At 46.1% G+C, this 21,804-nt stretch carries 16 protein-coding genes, 1 tRNA gene and 1 pseudogene; 6 read left to right on the top strand and 12 right to left on the bottom strand.

Annotation, left to right across the window (positions count from 1 at the left end; genetic code table 11):
* Positions 1 to 85 precede the first annotated feature (85 nt).
* Together B5G10_RS08660 and B5G10_RS08655 are read right to left on the bottom strand one after the other, a co-directional pair.
* Entirely contained in the window at positions 86 to 388 is a 303-nt protein-coding gene (locus B5G10_RS08660) for a helix-turn-helix domain-containing protein (RefSeq protein WP_087424337.1), read from the bottom strand.
* A 41-nt stretch (positions 389 to 429) separates the two neighbouring features.
* On the bottom strand, positions 430 to 741 hold the full coding sequence (locus B5G10_RS08655; RefSeq protein ID WP_087424336.1) for a helix-turn-helix domain-containing protein: 312 nt from the start codon (positions 739 to 741) through the stop codon (positions 430 to 432).
* 546 nt (positions 742 to 1,287) lie between these two features.
* Between B5G10_RS08655 and B5G10_RS08650 the strand changes: the two genes are divergently transcribed.
* The 4 genes from B5G10_RS08650 to B5G10_RS08635 all read left to right on the top strand — a co-directional run bounded on the left by B5G10_RS08650 (position 1,288) and on the right by B5G10_RS08635 (position 3,867).
* A complete protein-coding gene (locus B5G10_RS08650) occupies positions 1,288 to 1,728 on the top strand; it encodes a DUF3408 domain-containing protein (protein ID WP_087424346.1) in 441 nt (146 codons plus the stop codon).
* 181 nt (positions 1,729 to 1,909) lie between these two features.
* Complete coding sequence (mobC, locus tag B5G10_RS08645; RefSeq protein WP_087424335.1) at positions 1,910 to 2,275, top strand: plasmid mobilization relaxosome protein MobC; 366 nt, start codon at positions 1,910 to 1,912, stop codon at positions 2,273 to 2,275.
* A 9-nt stretch (positions 2,276 to 2,284) separates the two neighbouring features.
* Entirely contained in the window at positions 2,285 to 3,223 is a 939-nt protein-coding gene (locus B5G10_RS08640; protein ID WP_087424334.1) for a relaxase/mobilization nuclease domain-containing protein, read from the top strand.
* Positions 3,224 to 3,225: 2 nt separating this feature from the next.
* Positions 3,226 to 3,867, top strand: a complete 642-nt coding sequence (locus tag B5G10_RS08635; RefSeq protein ID WP_087424333.1) for a hypothetical protein — start codon at positions 3,226 to 3,228, stop codon at positions 3,865 to 3,867.
* A gap of 81 nt (positions 3,868 to 3,948) precedes the next feature.
* Here B5G10_RS08635 and B5G10_RS08630 read toward each other — a convergent pair whose 3' ends face one another.
* The 8 genes and pseudogenes from B5G10_RS08630 to B5G10_RS08595 all read right to left on the bottom strand — a co-directional run bounded on the left by B5G10_RS08630 (position 3,949) and on the right by B5G10_RS08595 (position 17,064).
* On the bottom strand, positions 3,949 to 4,650 hold the full coding sequence (locus tag B5G10_RS08630; RefSeq protein ID WP_087424332.1) for a macro domain-containing protein: 702 nt from the start codon (positions 4,648 to 4,650) through the stop codon (positions 3,949 to 3,951).
* 10 nt (positions 4,651 to 4,660) lie between these two features.
* Positions 4,661 to 9,145, bottom strand: coding sequence for a DarT ssDNA thymidine ADP-ribosyltransferase family protein (locus B5G10_RS08625; protein WP_087424331.1), 4,485 nt, complete (start codon positions 9,143 to 9,145; stop codon positions 4,661 to 4,663).
* 2 nt (positions 9,146 to 9,147) lie between these two features.
* On the bottom strand, positions 9,148 to 13,344 hold the full coding sequence (locus B5G10_RS08620) for an AAA domain-containing protein (RefSeq protein ID WP_087424330.1): 4,197 nt from the start codon (positions 13,342 to 13,344) through the stop codon (positions 9,148 to 9,150).
* Positions 13,345 to 13,346: 2 nt separating this feature from the next.
* Complete coding sequence (locus tag B5G10_RS08615) at positions 13,347 to 13,562, bottom strand: helix-turn-helix transcriptional regulator (RefSeq protein ID WP_087424345.1); 216 nt, start codon at positions 13,560 to 13,562, stop codon at positions 13,347 to 13,349.
* Positions 13,563 to 13,823: 261 nt separating this feature from the next.
* Positions 13,824 to 14,609 (bottom strand): annotated as a pseudogene (locus B5G10_RS08610) (phage integrase SAM-like domain and Arm DNA-binding domain-containing protein); the annotation flags it as partial.
* A gap of 244 nt (positions 14,610 to 14,853) precedes the next feature.
* Positions 14,854 to 14,926 (bottom strand) — tRNA-Phe (locus tag B5G10_RS08605).
* A 220-nt stretch (positions 14,927 to 15,146) separates the two neighbouring features.
* The gene (gene thiL, locus B5G10_RS08600) at positions 15,147 to 16,190 is read right to left on the bottom strand and encodes a thiamine-phosphate kinase (RefSeq protein WP_087424329.1); all 1,044 of its coding nucleotides are present in this window, start codon (positions 16,188 to 16,190) and stop codon (positions 15,147 to 15,149) included.
* A gap of 61 nt (positions 16,191 to 16,251) precedes the next feature.
* Positions 16,252 to 17,064 (bottom strand): purine-nucleoside phosphorylase, encoded by an 813-nt coding sequence (locus B5G10_RS08595; RefSeq protein WP_087424328.1) that lies wholly within the window; start codon positions 17,062 to 17,064, stop codon positions 16,252 to 16,254.
* A 409-nt stretch (positions 17,065 to 17,473) separates the two neighbouring features.
* Between B5G10_RS08595 and B5G10_RS08590 the strand changes: the two genes are divergently transcribed.
* Entirely contained in the window at positions 17,474 to 18,562 is a 1,089-nt protein-coding gene (locus B5G10_RS08590) for an aminoglycoside phosphotransferase family protein (protein ID WP_087424327.1), read from the top strand.
* Between the two features lie 145 nt (positions 18,563 to 18,707).
* Positions 18,708 to 19,667, top strand: coding sequence for a DMT family transporter (locus tag B5G10_RS08585; RefSeq protein ID WP_087424326.1), 960 nt, complete (start codon positions 18,708 to 18,710; stop codon positions 19,665 to 19,667).
* Here B5G10_RS08585 and B5G10_RS08580 read toward each other — a convergent pair.
* Together B5G10_RS08580 and B5G10_RS08575 are read right to left on the bottom strand one after the other, a co-directional pair.
* On the bottom strand, positions 19,644 to 20,591 hold the full coding sequence (locus B5G10_RS08580) for a DMT family transporter (RefSeq protein WP_087424325.1): 948 nt from the start codon (positions 20,589 to 20,591) through the stop codon (positions 19,644 to 19,646). The genes B5G10_RS08585 and B5G10_RS08580 overlap by 24 nt on opposite strands.
* Positions 20,588 to 21,787 carry an MFS transporter gene (locus tag B5G10_RS08575; RefSeq protein WP_087424344.1) on the bottom strand — a complete coding sequence of 400 codons (1,200 nt, stop codon included), beginning with the start codon at positions 21,785 to 21,787 and terminating at the stop codon, positions 20,588 to 20,590. The genes B5G10_RS08580 and B5G10_RS08575 overlap by 4 nt, the downstream gene beginning before the upstream one ends.
* Between the last annotated feature and the right edge of the window lie 17 nt (positions 21,788 to 21,804).

Genomic DNA, 21,804 nt, shown 5'->3' with positions numbered 1-21,804 from the left:
CGAAACGACCTTCCTGTAAAGAGAAAACCGATGGCCGGGCAGTTATCTGCCGCCATCGGCTTTCTCTGTTTTTGCATGTGTCTAATCACGTATCCAAGCGGTAGGCGTTCCGATACCCGCTCATCACCATTCTTTCTATGTCCGATTCCTTGTACAGAATCTTGCCGCCCAACTGGTAGTAGGATACCATCCCGTTGTTGCGGTAGTCCTGCAAGGTACGGCGGCTCACCTTGAGCCATGCCGACACTTCCTTGTCCGTCAGGAACTGTTCGTTACTTGGCGAAGCCTTATGGCTCGCATCCATTCTTTCGATGCCTTCAAGCAGGGCATCCAGTTGTCCGATGAAGCCGACCTCCAGTTCACGGTCGGCAAGAATCAAGTCGTTCATAAATTACAGTGGATTTAGTGGTTGTACATTGTGTTGTCTGATTAGATGCTACAGCCACGATAGGCTGCATCCTTACGCCTGTCCTCCACGAGCCGGACGATGCGCTGCACGTCTTCCGGCTTGTAGAAAATCTTGTGCCCTATCTGCGAGTAAGCCAGCGTACCGTTGTCGCGGAGCGTCTGCAAGGTGCGTGGACTGATGCGCAACTGTTGGCAGACCTCTTGGTTGTCCATCCAACGGCTGAGCCATTTCCCTTCCCTCTTGCGGAGGATTTCATTTACCCGGTCGGACAGGCGGTTGAGCTTGCCGACCATCTCTTCGTACTTTTCTTTCGAAATAATTACTACATTCATTTCTTATACTGATTTTAGTGTGAATAATCCGTTTTGCCTGCAAAGTAAATTCGTTGTTCGCATGGAACAATGGATTTGCAATAAGGTGGCAGCTTGTGGCAGCAAGTGGTCGGGAGTGGCGTTATCCGTCGAACCCGTGACAGCTGTTCCAAGCGTCCGTGGTGCAAAGAAAAGCGAAGTCCGGCATAATCCAACTACTTTGCACCTGCGTGGCAGCATTTGGCGTCGGTGTGGTAGCTTGTGGCGTTCTTCGGATTCCTATACTTCTTGAAAGGAGCTTCATCTGTTTCACGCCAAGCCATGTCCTTAAATCTGTTCCAACCATTCCAATTAAGCCATTAAAAATCCTAATGCCATTTCTCGCACAATGGCAAAACGGCGCAGCACGAACCGTTCCGGCAATGTGTAAAGTGCAAAACCGAACATTGTTGCCACAGCCAATCCATTCGTTTGACTGCCTGCAATACAGGCGTTTCCTTTGCAACCGATAATCGGTCAACTGTGCGCACAACGACCAACATTGTTAAACATTTAATTCAAGCAAGTATGAAGAAAAATTTAAGCAACCAGAGCATGGATGCAGCATTGCAGGATTTTTTAGGCAGCAAGCCGAGTATGGAAACACTGAAGCCCGACACACAGCCTGCCGACACAAAGGAACAGCCGGAAAAGGCAAGCGAGGTTGTACTGGAGCAGGCAGGTGAAACCGTACAGGAACAGGCGGATGAAACTCCGCAAGTGGTACGCCGCATCAGCGGCAAGCAACGCCGTGCATCATTGGAAGAGTACAAGGAAGCCTTCCTCCTTGTTCCGTCCATTGAAGACCGCAAGCCCGTATTTCTCAGCCGCAGCACGCGCGATGCCCTTGACCGCATCGTCCGCATGTTCGGCGAGCGCAGGATGAGCGTGTCTGGACTGGTGGAAAACATCGCGCGGCAGCACCTTACCACCTATGGGGAAGACATCGAGGCATGGCGTAAACTCTGAGAATTAAGAGGTGGATTGACGGGGCGCAATTCAGAGTTACCCTGAACCAATCCAACGGAGTTTTGAGGGGAGCAAGTTTGTGTTTCGGGCATACCGAAACCGACTGCTCCCACTCATAAACTCCGTGGAAGCTACATCCCGTTGGTCTATTATGTATGCACACTTTAATCATTAGAAATCAATGGAACAGAAACAAAAAACTGGTAACAGGAACAAGGGAGGTCGCCCCAAGAAAGGAGCGGCGGACAAGCTGAAATACCGCCTTACGGTGAAGATGGCGACATCGGACTACTACACGCTGAAAGGCAAGGCACGGAGCGCAGGCATATCCGCCGGGGAGTTCCTGCGCCGTTGCATGAGGGAAGGGCAGGTTAAGGAGCGGCTCACGCCGGAACATACTGGTTATGTCCGCAAGCTCTGCGGCATGGCGAACAACCTGAACCAACTTGCGCACAAGGCGAACGCCGCGGGCTTCGTCACGGTGAGGATGGAGTGCCGCATACTCGTGGCACGGATTGAAGAATTACTGAATTTAATCCTCTTATGACTGCCGGATATGATAGCTAAAATCGTAAAAGGAAGCAGTTTCAAGGGTGTGGTAAACTACATCCTTGACAAGGAAAAGGACGCTAAAATCCTTGTCTGTTACGGTCTGTTTGCTGAGGACAAGGACACGATAGCCATGAGCTTCGAGGCACAATCAAAGATGAATCCAAAGGTTACGAAGCCTGTCGGACACATCTCGTTGGCTTTCCATAAGGAAGATGAACACCGCCTGACCGACCGCGCAATGGCTGGAATAGCGTTGGAATACCTGAAGGAAATGGGGATAACCGACACGCAGGTTCTCATCGTGCGCCACTTCGACAAGGAGCATCCGCACGTGCATATAGCGTTCAACCGAATCGCCAATGACGGCAGGACAATCAGTGACCGCAACGAGCGGATACGCAGCGCACGCATCAGTAAGGAACTGACGAAGAAATATAACCTGTACTTCGCCAACGGCAAGGAGCGGGTGAAGCAGCACCGCCTGAAAGAACCGGACAAGACTAAGTACGGGCTTTATTCCATCCTTAAATCGGAGGTTTCAAGGTGCGGAAACTGGCGACAGTTAGCCGCTAATCTGAAGAAACAAGGCGTGGAAATGCAGTTCAAGTACAAGGGTAAGTCGAACGAAGTGCAAGGTGTAGTTTTCACTATGCACGGCTATTCGTTCAGCGGTTCCAAGATTGACAGGCGGTTTAGCTTTTCCAAGATTGACGCTGCATTAGAACGGAACAGGCAGAATGAACGGCAGGAAATCATATCATCGCCGTATCGTGAAGAACTGCCTATACTCCCATCCGGATCAAGGGGCAACGATGATTTGTACAGCAGTTCGATTGGTCTTTTCATGCCGGACAATGCAAACGCTCAGGCAGATGAGAACTATTTTGAGGAACAGCTAAAACGCAGGAACAAGAAAAAGAAACAACGTAAAATAAGATTCTAAATATGGATAATAACGAAGTATATGCGCTCTTTGAGGACATCAAAAATGGCTTAAAGGGCATCAATGACAGATTGGAGAACGCCCCCAAAGTAAGCAGCAGTCAATCAGAAGAACAAGCTCCTGCAATGGATTTGGCTTCCATAAAGGATTTGTTTGACAGTTCTGCAAAGGAACATCAGGAGCAAACCAATGCCATGCTGACCAAATTCGGGGAATCGGAAGTAAAGACATCGAACAGAATACTGGGTCTGTTGCGTGATTTGAAAGAGTCGTTTGTCCGAAGTTCGGAAGAACAGAAAAACGAGCCGCAGGAGCATATCCACCGACACAGCTTCGACATCAAGTCCAACAAAGTGTTTTCTCTTTTGGTTGGCATGGGTATCGTCTGCAGTCTTTCCATTTGGGGCAACATTGAGCTTTGGAAATCCAAACGCCAGTATGCGGACGATGCGTTGAAATTCCGTGTCATCCGCTCATGGGGAGGATGCAACGCCAATCATATCCTTTGGCTGAACGATGTGTTCGACATCCATCGCAACGAGAAAGCCATCGAATGGATACAGCAGGAGGCTGACTGCTACGACAAGGGGTTAAAAACCTTGTCGGACAGTCTGATGCAGGAGAAATTGAAGAATGCACATTAAATGATTTTTTAACCAAGTCGAAACGATGCGTATTGTTATGGTGCATATTTCGACTTGGCTTTTCATGTATAGAGCTTTTGTTTATCTATCGGCAAATAAAACAAGCTGTTTTTGGAAGCCCATTACAACTTTAAAACAACGCTCCATAGTCTTGATACCAATACCAGGATATGATATAAGGGAGATCATTGACTTAAGATTATCACAACGAAGCGCATTATCGATAATGTCTATCTGTTTTTTCTGTCGAATTTGAGTCACTTTCTTTAATTCATTAGATGGAATGGAAAACCATTTTTCTTTAAATGTCTCAAATAAATCATCAGAAGCCATTGGATCGTAGTCGTAAATCTCAATAGGAATATTGCATTGTGACAAATAATTAATCATAAGTGCTCGAACTGCATCTTTATCGAGTCCACCGTTGTGTGTTCCCAGCATTGGGAATGCAACGGATGTAATACCACATTTATCGTATGTGTCAACAAATTTTTTCAGTCCTTGTTCTATATACTCTATTTTGCTTGGATACTTCCAATGAAATTTTGTCGGGAAGTTCAACACCCATGGGTCGGTTCCATCACCTTTATAAAGCCACAGTTTACCAATACTGATAAGATGCCGCTTGCAATAATCGTGGTAAATGTCAAACATTTGCGGATAACGCAGTTTGTAAACCAGCGCAATGCCTTTTCCCATCACGCCCACGCAATTGACCGTATTGACAACGGTCTGTGCTTTCGTATTGAAGATATTTCCTCTTACTATCTTTATGTTGTTCATGTCGCTTATGTTAAATGTTTTGATATACGAGCCATTCTTTTGTTCTTGCTTTCGGGTCAACGAAAAAGATATTGAACGGAATGTCTGTCTTCTTCCATGCTATAGTTCCCTTTAAGCGTAGTTCGTTTGTTGTGTCATAGATAACTTCGCAAGCAGACAAGTCGAACTCCACTTCAGACATTTTCTCGCTTGTGATGTTGAAATAGTATTCATCCTCGAAGTCAGTTGACAGACGAACGTTGTCTTCTGATGACGAAAGATTAAGTCTGCGGTTTTCTCTCTCAAAAAGCCTCTCATCACCGTATGCCACAATCTTCTCAGAGATTGGATCATCTGCAAAGATTTTTTTCAAAAGCTCCGCATAAGAATTGTCGTAGCAGATAATTTGGAGAGACTTGATTTCGCTAAAGTCAAATTCCGACATAACAAGGAATTCTTGTTGAGAGTATCTCCTCACTTTACTCATCTCGTCCAAATGAACCCCACGATTATATTTGCCAGAACTTTTTGCTGTTATATATGCGTCTTGCATTGTGCTATACAGATATTCAAGCCCCAATGATTCTGGTTTAACAATGATTTGATACACATTCGGGGTGTCCGACTGCATATTTCTGTCGCTGTAATAACATTTCTCTGGAATCTTCGCCAAGACTTCATCTATGTCGAACTTGAAGAACACAGGTACAGGACATTTCGGTAGACCCTGTTCAACAGCTTTTGGATATTTGCTTTTCCATTCGCGTGTAAATTCCCATTCACCATACCAATTTTTATACCACTTTGTTCTCCACTCACCTAATTTTGAATCAGCACCCAAGGCCTCGTTATAATATTGAGTAGGAGTGCAAGGACGGAAATAGAAACGAGCAAATTTGTGTGCCTTACTACTGCGGAATATGACCGAACCAGCAGAATCATATTTCAACAATCCCAATTCTTCGGCACGATCTCGACTGAGAATCTTTCGGCTGCGGATAACATCTATTGCATTGTAAAAATGCGTAAAGTGGTAGATGCACGGATTACTACGATAATTCTTAATTCTGTCGGTAAATGTAACAATACTGCGATGGTTGGCAAAAATGTTTTCAAAATCAGGAATATCTTCTTGAAATTTTATATTCCGCATCAATTCTGACCAGAACCATTTGTCCTCGTACTTGCGAACCAGTTCCTCTGTAAACTTTATTTTCTGTGACTGAGAAACAAATCTCCAATTGAGCCGATTGGCAAACTCCTGCAACATTTCAGTCTCAACATCCACACCAAGACGTTCATTGAAGTCTTCCCAGGAAATAGCATCCTTGTATTTCTTCAAGAAATCAACTGTTGCGATAGAACGGAGCGCGGAACAACAATTGACAAACACATTCCAGTTAATTTTATCCTTGAATGTATCAATGACATCGCTTGTAAGTTCCTTGTTTTCAGAAACTGAATTCCAGTCTATTTCATAATCATGCTCGGCAAGATAAGTCAGCAAATCAACAGACAGCACAAAGATGTCGAGAGTTGACAGGTAATGCCAATCCCAATCTTTTTCCTTGTGGCTGAGAACTACATCAAACGGTAAACCTTCGCGATGTGCAAGGGAATGCCAATTCCAAGGTTTGTCTTCATGCTTGTCGATATATTCAAACGAAAAGTTTATGCTTTCATTCTGCACCAAAGCATTCCAATCCCATTGCTTTTTCTTGTCGTATTGCTCAATAACTTTCTCTGTCAGTTCAATGTCTGTGCGATGCGATAACTTACCGAAATCCAACAAGTCAACAAACAACTTGAAATAATAATCTTTGCCTTCCTGAGCTGATATCCATATTGCGTGTTCAGATATGTATTCCCAATCCCATTCTTTTTTCAGTAAGAACAGTTTTGGTAGTTTCAAGATGTTTGGCTGTTTTGTCAGTTTGTTGAAATCCCACTGATAACCGTCATTGTTCAGCATGTCTTCGTATATGCGCAGCCACAAACTTTGTGTTTTGTTTGCACCAGTCTTTGAGAACAGCCTGTTTGCCGCGGCAGATGCCGAGAACTCAGCCCACCGCACATTCTCCGTATGTTGCTCAATATATTCTTTTGCAGGAAAATCAGCCAGCTCATACATGTGAGCATAATCCCAGCGATATTGTTCATCGCTGTATTCCTCGACGAGCGAAATGAGTTCGTTTGCAGGGAATTTGCAGGTTATTACTGGCCAGATTTCTTTCGTCAAGTTCTGTTCAGAAATTACCTCGGCATAAGTTTCCAGAAACTTGTCAGCTAACAATTCTTTGCCAGTAACACGATTGGCAAAAACAATATGATTCCACTTGTCAGCATACTTGTTTATATTCGATTTAATGTCTGCAACAGGCAGATTTGCTGTCAGATATTCCCAATCCAACATTTCATGCCATACGACTTCATCTAATGTTGCCAAGTCAACAGATTGACAAATACTTTCTGTAAATAGAGTTTTGTTCCATCCTTCTGAGTAACTGTTAAGAATGGTTTCTGTAGAAAGATTTGCAATCAGTCGTTTCTGAATATCCAACGACGTAGCCAGCAATTGACCGACCATTGTTTTTGCTGACAACGAAAGAAACAATTCTTCCAACATTGCAGTATCGCAACACATGATAATTGTCGCGGCATCCACTACATTCCAATGCGAGGTGATGAAAGCGAGGTTGTGGCAAATTGCTGGATTCTGTGACAACGCAATTTTATTCCATTGGAAATTCGGGTTGTTGTCAACAATTGCTGAATCTGTTACACGGCGAGAAACCCAACTGTAACCTTGCGGAGTTGTTACTTTGTCGCTGTATTTCTGGAAGAAGTTCGCATCCCAAACCAAGTTCGGGTTGCACTCAAAACCTGATTGATATGTAGTTGATGGCCAAGAAATCAACCTACACGATTCAAAGAAATCAATAATTTCGTCAGTCCAAACAAAACCAAGACTGTTGGCATTGAATCGCAGAGGAAGTTCTGAGGCCAGGATACTGTCTTTCAGCGGTTGCGATGTTGCATAAAGGCTGGCGAGTTCATTGTCTGCAAAAATGCGCCGCACAAGTATCTGCATATTGATATGCGGATACAAGACAGCGATATTAGAGATAATAAAGTCAATAGGATATTCAGTCACTACAAATTGCCAATCCCAACGGGCATCGGGATTTATTACTATGTATTGACGTTGCGTGTCATCCAGTTCTTTTGTGATATCGGTAAGGTCGAACGGAATGTCGCCAAGATGTTGCGTGATGAAGTCCATACCAACAATAGGTAGAACGTCATCCCAATCCCATTGGTCATCGTCTTTCCCCTCTGGGAATGAATATTCGACGAGGAATTTCTGTATCAACTCCTTCTCTACGGGAGTGCGAGCAAACAGCGTGTATTTATCCCACGGATAATCCGTTGAATGGGTGAAAATATATTGGCTGTCAAGCCTGAGTGTCAATGCTCCCCAGTCCAAGTCTTGAATGTGGTCAGGGATTATATTCTTCAAGACTTCCACATCGCAATATTTTGACAAAGAATGCCAACGATCAGCATCACATTGTGAAATTATAAGCTGAAGTAATTGTGAGTCAGTCCAAACTAATCTGGAATCTTCTATCAGTCGGTCAACCTCGATAATATCTTCAAATGGCTGCAAAACTTTGTAGTCCAGAATAACATCTGGATTGTTGACAAGGCGATAGTACAGGCATTGTTCCACTTTACGTTCTTTTGCATCAGCATTAACACCAAGTTCAAATAGAGCATTCAACACCGGACAGCTATTGCCAGCCGAAATGAAATTCAGTGAATATTTGCCTTCTGTCTCGTAAAGTTCAATATCCAGTTTGATTGGCTTTACACCCAAATAATTGGTGGGCTCGGCTTTGTAAACACAGATTCCTTCTGGAACTTGCAACTTCAAGTTATTTATCAGTACATCGTCAGTCTCACAGTTGATTACTTCACACAAACAATCTTCGTAATTGAGTGTTTTGGCATAATCAAGCGAAAGAGACAAACCTAATTCTGAATGGAACGGATAAAGCGATACGATACCGCCGTCAGCTGCTTTCAAACGGTCAAATTCCAATGCGTTTGTTTGTGCGGTAAAGAATTTGTATTTCTTTTTGTTCTGCAAACAAACCTTGCCTAAAGCCGTCAGGGTTACGAGACCATTTTCTTTGTCAACGTCTATTATTCCCCAATCTTGTACCGAATTCAGGAACTTATGGAACAAATTGTTTTCTGCTTCGTCATAATACATATCATTTTCTGGTCGAGCTTCTACATCAAAACCAAGAATCTGCCCTAAAACAACATATTCAAGTCTTGTATTCTCGCTTTCTAGAAGCAGTTCGCCAATAAGTATGTCTAATGGCTCAAGTTTGTGGACAGTATAATATTCAACAATACATGAGCGTGTTTTCAAAACAAGCGAACGAGATTGTCTGTCTTTCTCAACAGAACGATATATCAAATTATTATATGTCTTAGTATTCATAATCAGTCGGCTACATTAAAAAGATGCTGTAAATATATACCATACCACAAACCTGTTCCGCAAACATGAATTTGCTTGATATTGAATTTTTCCATAAGAAGTAGATACATTGGCAGTCCCATACGCAAAGTAAGCATATCATCTATAGTATCACCTGTCATTTGTTGTTCCCAACGCACTAAATCGCCTACAGTGTTGAATTTCTCTTGTAATTTCACTGTGATATTTTCTATCTTTTCTGCAATCTGTTCGTAATTGAGAATACTATCGTGTTGCGAAGCATTGTTCTTTTTCCCTGTTGCATGAGTAATAGCGGAACCCACGCTGACACAGAATGTATCTTCGTTGGTTTGCATAGTTGTATTCATATTCTTGGTAAATGCCACCATTCTTTCTCTCAGCATCTGGTCGCTCTTCTTAAAAGCATCGATCAAAAGCGTAGTTGGTGAAACGTCTTTTGTTAGGATATTACGCAAGGCCGTTGTACCGAGGTTAATACTGTATGAACCTTCCAATTCGCCTTGATTGAATACACTGACTTCGGTAGAACCACCACCTTGGTCAACCATCACTGAATGTCTTGACTTTTGGATCTCTAACTTGTAACGTGATGATATGCCGTAGGCAAACATTGTTGCCACAGATTCCTCTTTCTTCGACAATATGCGTACATTTATTTCTGCTTCACGACGAATGCATTCTATCACCTCATCGCGATTCTTTGCAGTACGATAGGCAGCCGTGGCAACAGTGTAAACCACATCTACCCCTTCAGAATGCATTTTCTGTTTCATTCTCTTGATTACAGGAAGAACCCTTCCTCTAAAGTATTCCATATTCATTATGTTTTGGCTGTCCAAACCTTTACCTGCTTCAGGTTTGGCAGCATCACGAATGAAATTGTTGAAATCGAATCGTGTTGCAGTCCTGATTGTTTCCTCGTCTCTGCCAATAAGCAGTTTCACCGCTTTTGTTGACAACTCAAGGACTGCGAAATGCGGATTTTCAATGGGTTGCCCGTCTGGTGTAAGCCATGTTTCTTTTATACGCAGATTCTTGTCTGTTTCTGTGTTGATGTCACGAGTGTTCAGGTTTACAGAACGTTGTATAGGCATTGGTACTTTGACAATCTTCGCCATACGTTCTTGCTTCGGTTTGCGAACATTCCATTCTATAATCCTGCCATTAGGATTGTTTTTTACCTCATCGAATACATTCTTGTAAATGGCTTGCCCTTGTGAGTTAGTGTAATTGCTAAAATGTTCACCGTTGCCAACGATGATAAGCAGTCTCTTTGCTCGTGACAAAGCCACGTTAAGACGATTTGGTGATTTGGCAAAACCGTATTCTTTTTGTGCCGGGAACCCTACATTTGGGAATTTGTTGTAGTCTGGTTTTTGTCCCCATTTCTGCGCAATGGAGTTGCTTCTTACCAACGAAACGATGATGATGTTGCGCTCCATTCCCTGGAATCGGTCAACAGAACTCATCTTTATACTGAGTCCTTTCTTTATTTCTTTATCCACTATTTCTTTCAATCGTTTCAACTGACTGCCATAGAATGTAATCAGTCCGATTTCTCGGTCTTCATTAGTAGGCAGAGATTCCTGATAACTGCGGAAACTCTCTGACTTTGAAAACTGCGACAACACCCACTCTATGGCTTCTACCTCGCCTCTATTTGCTCGTGATGTTCCGTCTCGAACTTCTGGAGAAGATGTGTTTATCCAAATTACGTGATTGTTTGGCGAAATGAGATTAGGAATATCAATGCCGTGTTCCCGGCTTTCGTTGGCTACACCACATTTTAGTCCACCGTCATCAATATAGAACTGCTCAATGACACGATTAATGTCATTGTGCATACGATACTGTGTGTCGAAAGTACCACGTAGAGATGAATCAATTTGTCGGAAGAGTCTTTCAAAATGCGACTTTTCCAGAATGTCGAAATTCTTTCTTACATATGACTCTAATTGTGTTATCTGGTCATGTTCTTCCCTGCTGTCGGCTTTCAACCTTTGCATGTGCAGTTTGAATAAGATGTCTTCCCTGTCAAGATTAGGTGGCAACTGACGATGGTCGCCAATAATCACGGCCTTCTCGCCATATACAAGAGGAAGAGACAATTCAGCTGGGGTCGCTTTGCTAGCTTCGTCTTGAATAACCGTGTTGAAACGCAAGAATACAGGATAACCGTTTTTCTCTGTCTCGCCAAAGATTGCACGAAAACGTTTGATGAAACGTGAATCTCTGTGTTTTCCTTTTGCTTCTGTGGCAGAGTAGTTGGTATCGGAAATAGAACTACAAGTAGCTCCTATGACATTGCAATGGCTGACGTATTCCTGATATACTTCCTTTCGCCATTCGGACGGTAAATCCGTGAGAAAATCAAACCACAAGTGCTTCAAGTCTTCTCGTTGCAAGTGAAGTTGTGAACGTTTGTAGATGTTCTTCATCCATCTGTTTAATACAAGTTCCTGCGGATTAAACGACTTGTATTCGTCTGTATCTATGGCAACAGCATTGTCCTCTGTGTCAATATCTGACATTTCGATTCCTGCCCACTTCTTCATCTCCACTTGTGAGTACGCAAAACCTTCGGCAGAAAATTTGTCACCAGCAGCTACACGAATTGGTTTAACAATATTATGAACTGAGAATTTTACTCTATCTAAAGCATTGTCAACAGCAAGATTAGCTTCCGATGTAAGCAATATTCTGCTATCCGGCTTTTGCTGAACCAATTGCCAAATCAATTCTGCAATGGCTGTTGACTTGCCTGTGCCCGGAGGACCTTGAATAATGGCAAGATCTTTGGCTTCAACCGCTTTTGCAATCGCTCGAATTTGAGATTCGTTAAGGGATTCGTTGAGTTGGCATTTTCTTATTTGTTCAATTCGTTTTTTTATAACTTCATTTTCTAATTTGGTGGCTTTTGAAGCGTCAAACAGATAGGAAGCAAGTTGAGGATTGACCAAATCTTCTGGATGCTCAGTGATTCTGTCGAACGAATCTCTAAGACGATTGACTTTTTCTATTTCACCAGTCATATCGTCCATGTCGGGAATAACAGCAGTGATGCAATCATTCTCAGCCATTTCCTTTATCTTACCGCAATCTTCTGGCAAAAGATTGAACGCAACATTTGGATAATCAATCTTGCAGAGTTTGCCAAGTTTGTATTCAGCTTCTCCGTCCTTGACGATGAAACTTTGTCCATAAAGACTACCGAAGCGGAGTCCTTCTTTGTCTAACAATGTTTCGTTGTCGAAAGTCAATAGAAAGCGGTCTGCTCCATCTTGTGGATAATTAATCTCGTAAATAAATCTTGCTGGATCATAAGCTATTTGTTCTTCTTCTGTTGAGTCTGGAACTCCATTGCGAATACCATTTAATGCATAGCCGAGTTCTTCCTTCAAGTCTTCCAGTGCAGTACGATTTTCATATGGAACAGTAACAATCATCAAATTGTTGCTGAGTTCAAAGAAATCCAATTGCGAATAGTAGTTTTGAAGTCGTGTTTTAATAATTTCTCTTGAAGTGTCATCTGCATACTTAATTTGTATTTCAACAGTAGGATTAGGATGAACGGAAATATACATATTGCTACAAGACTCAACAAAGTCTTGCATATTTGAACATAAATCAACGTCGGTTTCAAAATAGTAGAAACCAGGTAACTGATTATGCCGAATGACTTCTGTGCTAAAAAGCCTTCTTACCTCACTTTTGAAATTGTCAAAGTGGATTTGTGAATCTATTTGAGCAATCAATTTGTTGCCTTTAGGATTCAAACAGGCAGAGCCTTTCTTAAGCGGAATTGCCAACTGCATATATTTCAGCATATAGTGCTGAATATTTGTCAGTACCATCCATATAGAACGCAAACTCGTATTTTCGTCCGACAGATTGGCTATATCTTTCTTAACTTGCTTAATTTGATGCTTGCGCTCAATACGCTTTCTTATTTTCATTGTCAAGCTAATCTTTCCGTCAGGTTTAATTTCAGATACAGCGCATCGTATCTCATCCCCAAGAGATAAAACACTGGCAACATCGCCGTATTCTACTTTCGGAACAATTTGAGTAAAGTAAATAAGTCCATTTTGAGAGGGACTTATTTCTACGAAAGCACCAAAATCTTTTATATTGATAACTTTTGCTTTTTCAATTATATCACCTATTGTGTATTCCATAATTATTTTGTATTATATGGTTCAAGTAAATCATCCAACTTTACATCCAATAGTTTTGCTATTTCTATAAGTTGATCAAGCGAGGGTTGAGTTTTATTAGTTGACCAACGGGATATGGTCATTTCGGACTTACCAAGTTGTTCTGCAAGCCATCTGTTTTTGATTTGCTTTTCAGCCAATACAACTCTTAGCCGATTTGGATGAAATATTTTTGTCATACAAATATACGCATTTAACTTCACTGTACAAAAATACTCATTTTACATCAATTTTATGCTTTCTTCAGTCTATTTTTTATTGCCGCTACAAATTATTTTCAAGTAAATGCAGATAATTCAACGATAAAATTATACCTTTGCAATTAGTTGATTGACTTATTGAGAACAAGCAGAATGGTGAAGCTTGATGGTTTCTAAACCATTACCTATTCTCTTTTTGATTGATGGTAACTTACTGATTTACAGCCGTATTTTATTTAGTGCAACATTTGTGAAGCCGGCGAAAATAAAAACATCACGGACTACGGTGATTCGTTCCAGAGGAAACTCCTTGTGGTAGATGGTCAGCAGTTCATCCATAGTAAGAAACTCACGGATCACTTCTTTTTCGTGGAACTTGATACCGATAAACGGGTCTTTGGCTATCCATTCATTGGCCAGTGCCAGATTGGTAATTTTCTTCAGACATTTCATATAACGGATGACGGTATTCTGCTGACATTCCTTTTCCGTCTTCAGATAAAATTCAAAGGCACGTACCAGCTCACCGTTGACTTCCGCCAGCGGCAGATCATCCTTTCCGTATTTCTGTCTGATAAGTTCGGCAAGATAGCGTTTGCAGCTTTCATAACGGCGAACGGTAATCAGGGCGTAGTCTTTCCCGACCAGGGCACGGCATTGGTCATTGTGCTCCTGTATGGTACCGATGAGGGTGCGTACCGCTTCCGGTTCTTTGTCCTGTCCGAAAAATATTTCCTGTAACAGACGTGCCGTTATAGGCTGGTTCTGTTCTTCCAACTCACAAAAAATCTGATGTAATTTGATTCTCGCATTTTCGATATAGGCATTCAGATCACATGATTTGCGGCTTTTGCCTCTGGCGGATTCCTTAGCCTGACTCCAGAGAGACGGAGCAATGCTTTTGCGGATGTTGTTTTCAACTCGCGTACCATCTACTGTGATACGCATACAAACGGATGCTTCTCCGTTTTTCAGCAGCTTGGTCTTCTTCAAGAAGAAAAGCACATTGAATGAACTTCTTTTCATTTTTCCTACAGTTTTTAGTTTGGACAAAAGTAGGAAACCGACCACGTTTTCTTGATACGCAAAACATTGTAAATCAGTGAGAAAGGCTCTAATTCGGTGGAGATTTTTGCTCCACCTTTTATCTCCACCTTTTGCTCCACCGCGAACGGTAATATTTTGCCGTTTTTTGCGTGCTTGAGGAAAACAAAAAATCCCGATTTCGCTTGGAAATCAGGATTTTACTGTCTTTTGCTTTTCTTCGAAGTGGTGCCACCAGGAATCGAACCGGGGACACAAGGATTTTCAGTCCTTTGCTCTACCATCTGAGCTATGGCACCAGCGTTTTTGCGTGTGCAAAGGTAATGGATACATTTGAATCTACCAAATTTATCGCTTACTTTTCTAACAAAAAGCTTGGTAAGGGGGATAATTCGTCTGCCCAAGAGAGAGATTAACCCCTGATTACAAGAGGCTTGAAAGAGAATCCCGGGAGATGGGTTTATGGCACCGGCCTACCCCACCTCTCCCGGGAATGTTCCTTGCTTGGCGATTGGGCCCCTACTCTTCTTCGGCCAGGGAATTCCAGCCTTGTGCCCGCAGGGTAATCTCGGCATCGTCGCGGGTAATCATGCAGCAACCCAGCTCGGGCTTGGTGATGTAGCCTATCACCCGTATGCCGGGTATGGCGGCGACGGCGTCGTGCTTCTCGAGGGGTACGGTAAAGAGCAGCTCGTAGTCTTCGCCTCCGTTGAGGGCGGCGGTGACGAGGTTCATGTTGAACTCCTCGGCCATGGAGGCTGTCTGATAGTCGATGGGTATGCGGTCTTCATAGATGCGGCACCCCACGTGGCTCTGCGAGCAGATGTGCAGCAGCTCGGAGGAGAGGCCGTCGGAGATGTCCATCATGGCGGTGGGCACGATTCCGGCCTTGTCGAGCTCGGCCACGATGTCTTTGCGAGCCTCGGGTTTCAGTTGGCGTTCGAGCAGGTATTCGTGCCCCTCGAAGGCGGGTTTGAACTCGGTCTCGCCGGCAAAGATGCGTTTCTCGCGCTCGAGCAGTTGCAGCCCCATATAGGCGGCACCCAGGTCGCCACTCACGCAGATGAGGTCGTTCTCGCGGGCGCCGTTGCGATAGACGATTTTATCGGGATCGCCCTCGCCGATGCAGGTAATGCTGATGGTAAGGCCGGTCATCGAGGCCGAGGTGTCGCCTCCTACCAGATCGACACCATAGATGTCGCAGGCGAGTTGTATGCCGGCGTATAGCTCTTCGAGGTTCTCGATCGAAAAACGTTTCGACACGCCCAGCGAGACGGTTATTTGCCGCGGGGTACCGTTCATGGCGTAAATGTCGGAGAAGTTGACCACGGCCGATTTGTATCCCAGGTGTTTCAGGGGAACGTAGGTGAGGTCGAAGTGTACCCCTTCGAGCAGCAGGTCGGTGGTGACCAGGGTGCGTTTGCCCTGATAGTCGAGCACGGCGGCATCGTCGCCCACCCCTTTCAGCGACGAGGCGTTTTTGAGTTGTATCTGCTTCGTGAGGTGGTCGATGAGTCCGAACTCTCCCAACGAAGCGATTTCGGTTCGTTTTTCTGCTTCCATAGGCATAGCAAACAAAGCCCACGAAGGTCATGGGCTTTGCTCTGTTTTTATTGTTTGTCGTTTAAAATTGTTCTACAAGTTCTTTCATGATGAAGGTCATCTTGGGCTGAGCGGCGGCAGCGGCCTTCTGTACCTCTTCGTGCGAACACTTCTCGACGATACCCTCGACACCCAGGTCGGTGATGACCGACACGGCAAACACTTCGATGCCGGCATGGCGGGCCACAATCACCTCGGGCACGGTGCTCATGCCCACGGCATCGCCGCCGATGATGCGGAAGTAGCGATACTCGGCCGGGGTCTCAAACGTGGGGCCCTGTGTACCTACATAGACCCCCTGCTGTACCTTGATATCGTTCTTCTCGGCAATCTCGAGAGCCTTGGCAATAAGACGGTGCGAATAGGCTTCGCTCATATCGGGGAAGCGCACCCCCAGCTCGTTGTAGTTGCGACCGTGCAGCGGATGCTCGGGGAAGAGGTTGATGTGGTCGCGGATAATCATGATGTCGCCAATGGCAAAGTCGGGATTCATACCGCCGGCCGCATTGGAGACGAAGAGGTGCTCGATGCCCAACTCTTTCATCACCCGCACGGGGAAGGTAACCTGTTTCATATCATACCCTTCGTAGTAGTGGAATCGGCCCTGCATGGCCATCACATCTTTCTTTCCGAGCTTACCGAAGATGAGTTTCCCCTGGTGACCCTCGACGGTCGATACCGGGAAGTTGGGAATTTCGGTATAGGGTATCTCGATTTTATCGGTAATGTGGTTTACCAACTCACCCAGCCCGGTACCCAATATGATAGCGGTCTTGGGCAATACCTGCACTTTCGAAGCAATGTAGGCAGCGGTTTCTTTAATTTTTTCAATCATCGCGTAACTATTTTGGTAAATAACTAAGTTTGCAAATATAACAAAAGGTAAGAGCAAAAAGCAATATTCGCCCGAGATTTTTACCCAGCGAGATATTCTACCCTTACATGAATGTGGCAAGAATAAACCTCCTATTTGCACCAGACCAATCGGCAAGAGGTTGTTATCTCGAGCCATAGCGGTTTCACGAGGGGGGAATATATTGGAAAGGTGCAACACTGGGAGCCGGGATATTCTCCCTGCGCATCCGGACCGGCCCGATAGAATTGATATTACGGTTACTTCCGAATCTATTTTTTTCTTAAAATTTCGACAAATAATAGTCGGATAAAGGCTTTTTGCGTACCTTTGAAATAAGAGTGACAATCTAATTATCCATGTTATTCATTCCATAAAATAGACACACATTATGAAAGACTTAAACGAAATCCTGTCGCACTTCGCTCTGGAGGGGACAGTGACCGAGGTAAAGCCGCTGGGCGCAGGCCTCATCAACGACTCGTATAAAGTGACTACTACTCCGCCCGAGGCTCCCGACTATGTACTGCAACGCATCAACCACACTATTTTCACCAACGTGGATATGCTCCAAAACAACTTCTACCAGGTGACAACCCATATCCGCCACAAACTCGAGGCCCGTGGCGAGACCGATATCGACCGCAAGGTGCTCACGCTCATCCCCACGAAAGACCACAAGCTCTACTACTTCGATGGCGAGAACTACTGGCGAGTGCTCATCTTCATCCACAATGCCAAGAGCTACGAGGCCGTAACTCCCGAATACTCCTACTATGCCGGGCAAGCCTTCGGCGACTTCCAGGCCATGCTCTCCGACATCCCGGTAGAACTGGGCGAGACGATTCCCGACTTCCACAACATGGAGTTCCGTCTGAAACAGTTGCACGAGGCTGTAGCCGCCGACCCCGTGGGACGGGTGGCCGAGGTACGACCTCTGCTCGACGAACTCGAGAAGCGCGCCTACGACATGTGTCTGGCCGAGCGGTTGCACCGCGAGGGTAAACTGCCCAAACGCATCTGTCACTGCGACACGAAGGTGAACAACATGATGTTCGACGAGAACGGCCGGGTGCTGTGTGTGATCGACCTCGACACGGTGATGCCCAGCTACATCTTCTCCGACTTCGGCGATTTCATGCGCACCGCCGCCAACACCGGCGAAGAGGACGACAAGAATCTGGACAACGTCAACTTCAACATGGAGATTTTCAAAGCCTTCACCAAAGGCTATCTGGAGACAGCCCGGGTATTCCTCACCGATGTCGAAATAGACAACCTGCCCTACGCCGCTACCCTCTTCCCCTACATGCAGGCCGTGCGGTTCCTCACCGACTATATCAACGGCGATACTTACTACAAGATCAAGTATCCCGACCACAACCTGGTGCGCACCCGCGCGCAGTTCAAGCTGCTGCAAAGCGCCGAGGCTGCCGTGCCTGCGATGAAAGCCTATATCAACGAGTGCCTGGGCCGATAATGCAACAACCTTTCGACAGTCAAGTACTGCCATAAGATGATTATTTCTTACCTTTACGGGGCTGTATTGAAACTCCTCTTTTCAATACAGCCCCTGATATTCATTCAACATCGATTAACTAAAGGTATCTGGAGGCCAAACCCCAATGAGTGGAGAAAGCAGAAATTCGGCTAAAGGGTTGATTTATGCCGTAGTGTCGTCATCGACCTTCGGACTCGTACCCCTCTTTGCCATCCCCGCCCTGAAGGCCGGGGTGTCGGTCAACTCGGTCGTATTCTATCGGTTTGCCATCTCGGCCCTGCTGGTGGGAGTCGTGTTGTTGGCCAAGCGAGAGAGCCTCCGCATCGAGAAGCGGCAACTGCCGGTTATCGCGGGGTTTGCCTTCCTCTATGCCGCCACTTCGTTCCTGCTCACGCAGTCGTATCTCTACATCCCCAGCGGGCTGGCTACCACGCTGCACTTTCTCTACCCGGTACTGGTGACGATACTGATGGTGGTCTTTTTCAAGGAACGGCTATCGGTTCCCGTGGCTGTGGCTACGCTACTGGCCTTGGGCGGTATCTACCTGCTGAGCGGGAGCGAAGGCGGGGAAATCAACCCCACGGGTATGGCTTTGGCACTCACCACCGTACTCACCTATGCCTCGTATATCGTAGGGTTGAACCGGTCGAGCATTGGCCGCATCGACAGTCTGAAACTCACCTTCTATATTCTCGCGACCGGCAGTCTCTTCTTCCTTGCCAATCTGCTGGTGCGAGGCGAAGGGCTGGCACCGGTCCCTTCGTGGACGACCGGCATCGACCTCTTTCTGCTGGCCCTGGTGCCCACACTCATCTCCAACCTCACCCTCATTCTGGCCGTCAAGCACATAGGCTCTACCACCACGGCCGTACTGGGGTGTATGGAACTGCTCACCGCCGTAGTCATGGGCATCCTCTTCCTGGGCGAAAGCTGCAGCCTGATACAGGCCTGGGGTATCGGCATCATACTCGTGGCAGTCACCACGGTAATCGTGGCCCGCAACCCCGAAGAGTTGAAAAAGATGTGGCAACGGGCTCCCCGATTGTTGTACAAGAGAGAGTCACGAATGAGGCGACGAATGTAAACGCGACGTGGGCGCACGGCTGCTGCGGCTCTCGGCAATCTCTACCGCATACACCCCCACACAGATAAGCACCATGGCCAGAATCTGAGTCCAACTGAAGCGGTCTTGCCCCGTGAGGAACGAAGTAATCGAGGCCACCATGAGTATAAGGTAGCCATAAATGGCGACTACCGTCGTCTTCAGATATCGCAACCCAACCGGCACCAGCAGATAGCTCAAGACCGTGGGGAATATCAGCACGAACAACAACAGAGCCAGTGGCCACCAATGGAGCGGCGACTCGAACAACGGGGCATCGTAGCCGGTAAAGGCCATCACCAACAGACTCGACACGGCTGCGCCCGAGAAGGTGTAGCGCATGAGGGTATAGGTACCCGTGCGTTTCAGAAACCGATTGCTCAATACCAGATAGATGGCGTAGATGACCGAGCTCATCAAGCAAAAGAGGTTACCGGTCAACGCGTCGGTGGCCAGATCGTCGCTCTTTTGGGTGAGAATACAGAGCAACGCTCCACCCAACCCCACCAAAATACCCACCACCTTGAGCAGTGTGACCCGCTCGCGCATGAAAAGCACCGATATGACAAAGACCCAAATCGGCTGCATCGAGGTAAAGATGGCGGCCGAAACCGGGGTTGTCTTGCTCAGCCCCATCAGGTAGGAAAACATATAGCCATAGATACCCACCGCTCCCATCACGAAGAGAATCCATTTGTCGCGAGTCGAAGCCTTCTCGGGACGGGCAAAAAGGCCGAGAATCCAAAAGGCCACAGCAGCAAACACACACCTGAAGGTGGCCCCCGTGAGCGGCGCAAGCCACAGAGGCAGCAGGTAGTGCAGGGCATTCACGTTCAGTCCGCCGAAGACCTTCGACACCACCATGGCCCAGTTGGCCATCGCCACCTTGTTACTCCACCCTTTCATGACTGTATCGAGTTGGCCGGGGCATCGTTAAACAAAAAGGAGTGACGCTTCCAGTAAGCCCACACAACCGTTAATAACGTAATGCCCAGGTTGAGTTCGAAGGCAAACCGCTGGGTGTGTATGTGAAAAATCGACTGGAGCGAATCGATAATGACCGGGCAAAGCAGAATGGCCAGGTAGTTCATGGCCATAACCAGCGCCAGGGCAAAAGTGGCCCGCGAAGCATCGGCAGCCCGGGTAGTCTGGTCGTAGATGACCGGCTGCATCACCCCATAACCCAGACCTATGAAGATAGCCCCGACGGCCAATACCCACTCGCTCATCGACATGAGGATAAGCACCAGCCCAATGGCAATGCAAGCCAGACTCGTAAACTTGGTGAGCGATCCCAGGAACGACAGAATGGGATTGAGGAAAAAGCCCGGCAACATGATGGCCAGGAAAAAGAGCGAGATAATCACCCCCGACGCTCCCGTGTCGAAATGATACTCTTTCATCAGAAACGGCAGGTTGAAGCTAACGATAATTACCAGATAGGTAATGAGCCCATAAAAGGCCATCAGCCCTACAAGCCGCCCGGTGTCGATACGTCCGGCCGAACTCTGGGTCACCGGCTGTGCCGAGGTAGAGTCGCGCTTCAGTGAAAAAGAGAGCAACAGCGAAAACAGCGGAGCCAGATAAACGACAAAGGGCAGATGCCAGTTCACCTCGGCCAGATAGCCGGTGAGCATCGTAGCCAGTACCAGCGTCACATTGGTGATGGCCGAGCTCAACCCGAACTGTTGTGTGCGGTATCGTCCTGTGAAATGGCGCGAAATGAGTCCCGTCGAGAGGGGAACGATGATGCCGGCCCCAATCCCCAACAGGGCACTCACGGCAATCAGCTGCCACATCTGCCCCGAGAAGAGGTAGAGCACCCCACTCAAGGCAAAGACCACCAGCCCCACCTGTAACAGAAGCACATTGTTCACCCGCTCGGTGAGCTTACCCGAAAGCAGAATAAAGGGGATGGTGAGTAACGACGGCAACGAGGTGAGCAGCTGTATGTCAAACTCCGACGCATGGGGAAAGATGGTTGACAACTGTCCGAGAATAGGCGACACCGCCAGTCCCGGTAAGGCACTCAGTGCCGATATGGACCAGATGCCCAACAAGGTAATGAGCGGGATAGTACCCCGCCCGGTCTCTATTTTCATAGTCATGCAGTTTATGG

This window comes from Barnesiella sp. An55 (assembly GCF_002161555.1).
Classification (GTDB): domain Bacteria; phylum Bacteroidota; class Bacteroidia; order Bacteroidales; family Barnesiellaceae; genus Barnesiella; species Barnesiella merdipullorum.
Note: the sequence above shows the minus strand (reverse complement) of the source record. Positions and strands in the feature narration are given on the sequence as shown.